Origin of the sequence: Collinsella sp. AM16-21 (genome assembly GCF_003471905.1) — a bacterium.
Classification (GTDB): domain Bacteria; phylum Actinomycetota; class Coriobacteriia; order Coriobacteriales; family Coriobacteriaceae; genus Collinsella.
This window is the reverse complement of record NZ_QRKJ01000001.1, coordinates 373,227-379,946: the sequence shown is the minus strand read 5'-3', so window position 1 is coordinate 379,946 and position 6,720 is coordinate 373,227. Positions and strand designations below refer to the sequence as shown.

General features: G+C 56.9%; 5 protein-coding genes and 1 pseudogene. 3 read left to right on the top strand and 3 right to left on the bottom strand.

Annotated elements, in window-relative coordinates:
* Positions 1 to 154 precede the first annotated feature (154 nt).
* Positions 155 to 829 (top strand): TIGR00266 family protein, encoded by a 675-nt coding sequence (locus DW180_RS01680; protein ID WP_117629922.1) that lies wholly within the window; start codon positions 155 to 157, stop codon positions 827 to 829.
* Positions 830 to 991: 162 nt separating this feature from the next.
* Here the strand turns inward: DW180_RS01680 and DW180_RS10630 are convergent.
* A pseudogene (locus DW180_RS10630) lies at positions 992 to 1,132 on the bottom strand (hypothetical protein); the annotation flags it as partial.
* A gap of 109 nt (positions 1,133 to 1,241) precedes the next feature.
* On the opposite strand from DW180_RS10630, the gene DW180_RS01670 reads away from it, so the two are divergent.
* Entirely contained in the window at positions 1,242 to 1,943 is a 702-nt protein-coding gene (locus tag DW180_RS01670; RefSeq protein ID WP_117790890.1) for an ABC transporter ATP-binding protein, read from the top strand.
* A gap of 5 nt (positions 1,944 to 1,948) precedes the next feature.
* Positions 1,949 to 4,714, top strand: coding sequence for an FtsX-like permease family protein (locus DW180_RS01665; protein ID WP_233539794.1), 2,766 nt, complete (start codon positions 1,949 to 1,951; stop codon positions 4,712 to 4,714).
* Positions 4,715 to 4,830: 116 nt separating this feature from the next.
* Here DW180_RS01665 and DW180_RS01660 read toward each other — a convergent pair whose 3' ends face one another.
* Positions 4,831 to 5,151 (bottom strand): multidrug transporter, encoded by a 321-nt coding sequence (locus DW180_RS01660; protein WP_118237093.1) that lies wholly within the window; start codon positions 5,149 to 5,151, stop codon positions 4,831 to 4,833.
* Between the two features lie 449 nt (positions 5,152 to 5,600).
* Positions 5,601 to 6,530 carry a helix-turn-helix transcriptional regulator gene (locus DW180_RS01655; RefSeq protein ID WP_118237091.1) on the bottom strand — a complete coding sequence of 310 codons (930 nt, stop codon included), beginning with the start codon at positions 6,528 to 6,530 and terminating at the stop codon, positions 5,601 to 5,603.
* Positions 6,531 to 6,720: the final 190 nt, after the last annotated feature.

The window sequence follows — 6,720 nt, the reverse complement described above, 5'->3', positions numbered from 1 at the left end:
GTACGGATGAATGTGGGAGGTGTTCGGATAAAGTCGATAATCAAGGTCTGGGGAAACGTCCGCAGGAGAGGGCATGGGCGGTGTGAACATATGCATCTCTACCTGCTAAAATATAGGCATCGTTATTCGGCTCCTGAGTGGAAAGGAGACGGTCATGCAGTACGAGATCGGCGGAGGGGCTTTCCCGGTTGTTACATGCAACCTTAGCGATGGCGAATCCATGATCACCGAAAGCGGCGCCATGGCTTGGATGACCCCCAACATGGAAATGTCTACCTCGGGCGGTGGCATCGGCAAGATGTTCTCCAAGGCTTTTTCGGGTGAGGCATTGTTCCAAAACATTTGGACCGCGCGTGGCGATGGCATGATCGCGTTTGGCTCCTGCTTCCCCGGCCGCATCGTGCCAATCGAGATCGGTCCGGGCAAGAGCTGGATTTTGCAGAAGCGTTCGTTCCTTGCCGCGGAAAGTGGCGTCGAGTTGAGCATTCACTTTAACAAGAAGGCAAAGGCCGGCGTCTTTGGCGGCGAGGGCTTTATCATGCAGAAGCTCACGGGCTCGGGTGTTGCTTTTGCCGAGATCGACGGCGACCTGGTTGAGTACGAGCTCGCTGCTGGCCAGCAGATGATTGTGGATACCGGCAACGTGGCCGGCTTTGAGGAGACCGTGAGCATCGACGCTCAAATGGTCAAGGGCGTCAAAAACATCATGTTTGGTGGCGAGGGCGTGTTCAACACCGTGCTCACCGGTCCCGGTCGCATCTGGTTGCAGACGATGCCCATTTCCAATCTTGCGGCAGCAGTGGCCTCGATGACCAACAACAATAACTAGTCCGCATAGGATAGCGCGCGGCGGGCTTACCCTGTCGCGCGCTTTTTTGCTGGCAAACGCCTCGCTTATAGAGTGTGGCTGCGCTGCTACAGCGAGCGTTGTCATCTCGTCACCCTGATAGCTTGCGGCAAGCGTGGCAATGAGGAGTGAGAATTTGAGTGCTCAGTCCCAAGGCATAATGGCGGCCATGCCAACAAGCAAAAACGAGTTGCCGGTGTCACGGAAAGGCAGGCGTCGGTCGATTCCACGTGAGACGGCTGTGCCGATCTGCACGGCCGCCCCTGCGCGTCCCGCGCTGCCCCCAAAGAGGTACGTTTCCCCATATAAAACCTGCCAAAATAAACCTGTCTCTTTTTGATAGGTGCGAAATGGGTAATACTAAAGAGTTATCCGACCAGATGGGAACCGATCGATGGCCTATATCGAATTTAAAGACGTCATCAAAGCATACGGCGAGGGCGATGCCCGCATTCACGCGCTCGACGGCGCGAGCTTTACCGTTGAGCGTGGCGAGCTTGCCATTATCTTGGGCGCTTCGGGCGCCGGTAAAACCACGGCGCTCAACATTCTGGGTGGCATGGATACGGCGACTTCCGGCACCGTGACGGTGGACGGGCGCGATGTGAGCTCCGCTAACGAGGCGCAGCTCGTGGAATACCGCCGCGCCGACGTCGGCTTTGTCTTCCAGTTCTACAATCTGGTCCCCAACCTGACGGCGCTCGAAAATGTTGAGCTTGCGGCGCAAATCTGCCCCGATTCGCTCGATGCCGAGCAAACGCTTTGCCAGGTTGGCCTGGGCGACCGCCTTGCTAACTTCCCCGCGCAGCTATCGGGCGGCGAGCAGCAGCGTGTGTCCATTGCCCGCGCGCTGGCCAAAAACCCCAAGCTGCTTCTATGCGACGAGCCCACGGGCGCCCTCGACTACAAAACCGGCAAGCAGATCTTGCAGCTGCTGCAGGACACCTGTCGCAAGCAAGGCATCACGGTCATTATCATCACCCACAACTCCGCGCTGGCGCCCATGGCCGATCGCCTGATCCGCTTTAAGAACGGCCGCGTGGAGAGCGAGACGGTCCAGCAAAATCCCGTGCCGATCGAGACGATCGAGTGGTAGCGCCCATGAATCAGGACCGCCAAAACAGCCAACGCCGCGACGCGCAGAACACGGAGCGAGAGCAGGATTTTACGACCTACCGCACTGCCCAAAGCTCAAACGATATGGTGCCGGCGGTGTTTCGCCGTGGCATCTACCGCACAATCCGAGGCAGTCTTAAGCGCTTCTTGTCCATCGTGGTCATCACCGCGCTCGGCGTGAGTGTGATGTGCGGTCTTAAGGCGGGCTGCGAGGACCTGTGCGATTCGGTTGACGCCTATTTTGACCAGCAGAATGTCTATGACATTAATGTGCAGTCGACCTATGGTCTTACGCGTGACGATCTTGCGGCCATTCAAGAGGTCGACGGCGTCGAGACGGCCGAGGGTATCTACACCGAGACCGCCTACACCGCCGTGGGCACAACGCGCGAGCGCGTGGTCGTGCAAAGTCTCTCCAAGGAGAACATCGATCAGCCAGTGCTCGTGAACGGCGATTTGCCCGAGGGCGCCGATGAGGTCGCGGTAACTTCGAAGTTCCTGAAGGCTTCGGGCAAAAAGCTCGGCGATACGGTGAGTTTTGCCGCCAATGACGCGAGCTCGTCGAACCAAAGCGCCAAGGATCAGTTTGCCGCGGGCGAGTACACCATTACGGCCGAGGTCCTCGATCCTACCGACGTGAGCTCCGACTCGACAGTCAACGCCTTTCGCGCTGCTTCGGCGGCGGACTATAAGTTCTATGTGAGCGAGGATGCTGCGACATCTTCTTCCTACTCCGCGGTCCACGTGGTCGTCGAGGGAGCCAAGAGCCTCAACTCCTATTCGGATGCCTACACGACAAAGATCAACGAGGTCAAAGGCAATATCGAGAAGATCCGCGAGGAGCGTGAGAAGGTGCGCGTCCAGGAGTTGACGGTTGACACGCCGACAAGCTTGGATACGGCCGAGCGTCAGGCCGCCATGCTCTTTGGGATCGAGCAGGACAACATCAATCGCATGGCCGAGGGCAGCGACGAGCGTGCGCAGGCGCAAGCCGACCTGGACCAGCGCCGCGCCGCCGCCGACCAGCAGTTTGCCGATGCCCGCGCCGAGCTCTCTGACCTAGGCGAATGCACCTGGTACATCCAGGACCGCGGCAATATCGCAAGCTACTCGAGCGTCGAGAGCGATAGTTCTTCGATCGAGGCCATCGCCACGGTGTTCCCGTTCATCTTCTTTATCGTCGCCGTGCTTATCAGCCTCACCACCGCCACCCGCATGGTCGAGGAGGAGCGCACACTAATTGGCCTGTACAAGGCGCTCGGCTATTCACGCGGGCGTATCCTGTCCAAATATGTGGACTACTCGCTGTGGGCGTGTCTGATCGGTGGCGTGCTCGGCAATATCATCGGATTTGTGGGTCTGCCGCTGTTCTTGTTTACGGTGTTCGACGACATGTACTCGCTGCCCCAGATGCTACTTTCGTACGACATCGTGTCCTCGATCGTTTCGGTGGCGCTGTTTGCCGTGGGCGTGGTGGGAGCCACGATTATCGCCTGCCGCCACGAGATGGCCGAGACCCCTGCCTCGCTCATGCGCCCCAAGGCTCCGCGCGCCGGTTCGCGCATTCTGCTCGAGCGCATCGGCTTTATCTGGCACCGCATGGGCTTTTTGAACAAGGTCGCTGCACGCAACCTGTTCCGCTACAAAAAGCGCGCCTTTATGACCATCTTTGGCATTGCGGGATGCACGGCGCTCGTGATCTGCGGTATGGGTATCCGCGATACGTCGGTCGCGCTGTCGCCCAAGCAGTACGGGCACATCACGCGCTACGACTTGCTGGCGGTCGCCAACCCCGACGATTTTTCGCAGACGTGCGCAGCACTGGATGAACGCAGTGCAGCCAAGGATTCCAACGTGACCGTGACTTCGACGCTGCCAATTATGACAGACAACGTCACCTTTACATTTGGCGGTAAGAGCGAGACCGTGCAGCTCATCGTGATTCCCGACGACCGCACGGGTGACTTGGGCGATTACGTGCGCCTGGAGGATGAGTCCAAAGAACCGCTCGCCCTGCGTGACGGGGATGTGTATTTGAGCAAGAGCTCTCAGCTGGTGCTGGGGATCAAGCCGGGTGACACGGCTCACGTCCAGGATTCGTCGCTCAATGTTGCCAAGGTCAAAGTCAGCGACATCTCGCTCAACTATCTGGGCAATACGCTTTACATGACGCAGGGCACCTATGAGCGCGCGTTCGGTCGAAGCGCGCGCCTTAACGGCATCCTTGCGCTGCTTAAGGGTTCGTCGGCCGATCAGATTGCGTTTACCGACCGTCTTAAGAGCGATGGTTGGATTGCGCTGTCGAGTACCGCCGAGCATTGGGAAAACTATGAGGCAAACTTTACGATTATCAATTCGGTCGTGGTGCTTGTGACCTTTATGGCGGCGTGCCTGTCGTTTGTGGTGGTATTTACGTTGTCTAACACCAACATCTCGGAGCGCGAGCGCGAACTGGCGACTATCAAGGTGCTGGGCTTCCGTCGCGGCGAGGTGCACCACTACGTCAACAAGGAGACGTTAATCCTCACGGCGATTGGCGCCGCGTTGGGCGTGCCGCTGGGTAGCCTGCTGGCCGAGAGCTTTACGTACATTCTGCAGATGCCGTCGCTCTACTTTGACGTTGAGGTCGAGCCGCTGAGTTATGTGCTCGCCGTAGTGCTTTCCTTTGCCTTTACGTTTATCGTCAACCTCGCTACCAATCGCACCCTCAATAAGATCGACATGGTCGGCGCCCTCAAGAGTGCCGAGTAACCTGCCAAAAAGGGACAAGTTTATTTTGGCAGGTTTTATCTGGGCAAACGCCGGACAACCATTAGGTGGCCCGGCGTTTGCCCCGTTTTGCCGGGGATGTCTGTCGTTCAGTGCTCTTACTGGCCAATCCAGTGTTGCGCATAGCTCTTAATGTCCTCGGTAAAACCGTCAAGGTCGTCAAGGGTGATCACGCTGTCGATAAGCAAATTGGCTATCTCGCGGTGCATTGTGCTGCGGCGAATGTCGTTTGCAATTACGCCTGAGGACAGCTTGTCTCTATTGAGGTGCTCTTCTAGTGCCCAAAATCTACTGGACGCTTCACTGTCGCCGTTCAGTATCTCAACATACTGGCCGATGAGCTTTTCCATATAACGTTCTTGCCATTGAGGAAGCATTTTCTTAAACAGCTTCCAGTCGCTTTCGGCTACGTCGCGCATATGTCCTCCGCTCGTTAAACGGGCTTTTCCATTTGCCTTTCATTCTATTTGGTTTTCGCTCACAGGCGTGGATGAGAGGCTCTCTTTAGCCTTCGAGATTGAGCTTGAATGGGTCGTATGTCATAAAATGGGCCTATCTATTACGTTTGCTACCACACCCTCGACCATGACAAAGATTATGAAATTAAAACCGCAGGTAGAGGGCTTGCCAATTATCGGAAAAGGCGGGTATGGTCGGCCTTCTCGAGTTAAACGTAGTAAATGGGCCCTTTTCTTGGTGTGCGGTCAGTTCAATGCTAATCTCCGTGCCGGAACTGACCCAGTTGTTTGTAAGTTGCGGTGATATAGGGACTGTTTGGCGCTTTGGAGCCTCAAAACAGTCCCTATATCACCGCAACTTGAAAGGGGCGGGCGGTGTCGGATGAGTGGCGCTGGCTGGTTGGGGCGGTTTAGGCCTGCTTGCGGCACTTCCATTGTTTGCGACACCAGCGCATGAGCGCCTTTACGATGGGAGTCGTGATGAGGATGATCCATGCGGGATGGGGCTGTCCCAAACAGAGCCACATGTAGAGGAACCAAGCGATGGCGGCTGCCGGGTAGATGACCTCGATCAGCTTAGACAGGTGGCGTCGATCGATGAAGTCACCAATCGCGTAGTAGACGGGAACCAAAAAGACGAGGAAGAGCCCCATGCCCCATGTGCCGTAGACAATGCCAAGCACCAGATAGGCAAGAGTGACAAGTGCGGGGAAGGGGAATTTGTTCCATGCACGTCCGACCTTGGTGTGGAAATGCCTACCATGATGGTCGAGCTTGTCGTGTGCTTCCTTCCAGCTGGAAAACGTCTCGCCATCGATGGTGACGGTGCCGTTGTCATTGGTACGCACGCTATGTCCATCGTCCTCAAGCGTATCGATATGCACGCCGCCCGGCCCCACATGCACCTCTTCGCCCTTGCGCTCGTTGGTCACATGGATGCCGCTCCAGCCAACATGGACTTCCTCGCCTTTATTGGGATCAATGACGTGGATACCGCGCGCGAGGGAAATATCGACAAGTGGTTTGTCGCCGCAATCGGCGTGCTCGGCAGAATCCTCAGCCTCATCTGAAGCTTTGGTGCCGGCGTTGCTGTCCTGTGCCTCATCATCAGCCTGTGAGTCATCAGCGCTAGCCACCGCCACCCCATACAGCAGCTCATCCAGCGACACGCCATACAGCGAGGCGAGCGCAATAAGGTTATCGGTATCGGGTGAGGACTCGCTGCGCTCCCATTTACTAACAGCCTGGCGGCTTACGCCCAGCTGGGCAGCAAGCGCCTCCTGAGAAAGCCCGGCAGCTTTACGGCGATCGACGAGGCGCTGTGCCATCGCAAGATCCATGGTGGTTCCTTTCGTTTGATGGTCGAATCGAATGAGCCGAGTATGCCGAGAACAACCGGTAGCGACCACCATTTCTAGTTAGAATCTGCTCCGACCCTACCGCAACTACCGGTAGCAACCCCTAACGACCAGCCATTTTAGGACAAATGTCAGTGCAAGTAGCAGCCAAGAGTCCCCACTCAGTAAGTTA

Coding starts and splice junctions, on each gene's coding strand:
- DW180_RS01680 (WP_117629922.1), top strand. CDS start 155: ATGCAGTACGAGATCGGCGGAGGGGCTTTCCCGGTTGTTACATGCAAC.
- DW180_RS01670 (WP_117790890.1), top strand. CDS start 1,242: ATGGCCTATATCGAATTTAAAGACGTCATCAAAGCATACGGCGAGGGC.
- DW180_RS01665 (WP_233539794.1), top strand. CDS start 1,949: ATGAATCAGGACCGCCAAAACAGCCAACGCCGCGACGCGCAGAACACG.
- DW180_RS01660 (WP_118237093.1), bottom strand. CDS start 5,151: ATGCGCGACGTAGCCGAAAGCGACTGGAAGCTGTTTAAGAAAATGCTT.
- DW180_RS01655 (WP_118237091.1), bottom strand. CDS start 6,530: ATGGATCTTGCGATGGCACAGCGCCTCGTCGATCGCCGTAAAGCTGCC.